Here is an 874-nt window from a genome sequence, read left to right as displayed (position 1 = left end):
GCGACAGTCATGGCTGGATCTGGAAAGACGTTGTCCCAGGCCGAAAATTGCTGGTTGGCGGTGATGGCGATCGAATGGCGCTCGTAGCGATGGGCGATGAGCTCGAACAAGGCGCTGGTCTCGACCTGGTCCTTGCGGACGTAGGACAGGTCGTCGAGGACGATGAGATCGAACTTGTCGAGCTTGTCGAGCATCGCGGGCAAGCTGAGGTCGCGTCGTGCGGCCTGGAGCTTCTGGACCATGTCGGTTGTGGAGCAGAACAGGACACGTCGCCCGGCGTCGATGAGGGCATGGCCGATGGCGGCAACCGCGTGCGTCTTGCCGGTGCCGCTCTGGCCGAACAACAGCAGATTGCCACCGCTCTCGATCCAGTCGTCGCCGGCAGCCAGGGACAAGAGGTGCGGCTTGCGGATACCGGGGGCGGCGTCGAAATCGAAGGTGGCGAAGGTCTTGCCTGCCGGGAGGCCGGACTGGTCGCGATGGCGCTGGATGCGCCGGGAGGAACGGTCGGCCATCTCGATCTCGAGGAGTGAGGCGAGCAGGTTGGCGGCCGGCCAGCCATCCCGATCGGCGGTGTCGGTAAGGCGCTTCCAGTTGCGGTTGATGCTCGGCAGGCGCAAGGCCTTGAGCAGGGTAGGCAGCACGGCGGCGGCCTGGTCTTTGGTGCGGGTCATCAGTGCACCTCCCCGCTGGCGATCAGGCTGTTGTAGCTGTGCAGATCGGGTGGCGGGATAGTGACATCGCGCTGTGATCTTGCGGTAGGCAGGAACTCCTCCCTGAGCGCATCGACATCGGGCAGGCGCCCGCTGTCGAGTGCCTCATCGATCCGCCGGGCCAGCACGTCGACACAGTCGCCCCTGGCGGCGATATCGAG

1 protein-coding gene and 1 pseudogene are annotated in these 874 nt (G+C 65.2%); both read right to left on the bottom strand.

Features of this window, described 5'->3' with window-relative positions; all coding sequences use genetic code 11:
• A partial coding sequence (gene istB, locus LH128_RS30240; RefSeq protein ID WP_008833505.1) for an IS21-like element helper ATPase IstB occupies positions 1-674 on the bottom strand: 674 nt, incomplete at its 3' end.
• Positions 674-874, bottom strand: a pseudogene (locus tag LH128_RS30235) (IS21 family transposase); the annotation flags it as partial. The gene istB and the pseudogene LH128_RS30235, both read right to left, overlap by 1 nt.

This window comes from Sphingomonas sp. LH128, assembly GCF_000293195.2.
In the GTDB taxonomy this organism is placed as follows: Bacteria; Pseudomonadota; Alphaproteobacteria; order Sphingomonadales; family Sphingomonadaceae; genus Novosphingobium; species Novosphingobium resinovorum_A.
Note: the sequence above shows the minus strand (reverse complement) of the source record. Positions and strands in the feature narration are given on the sequence as shown.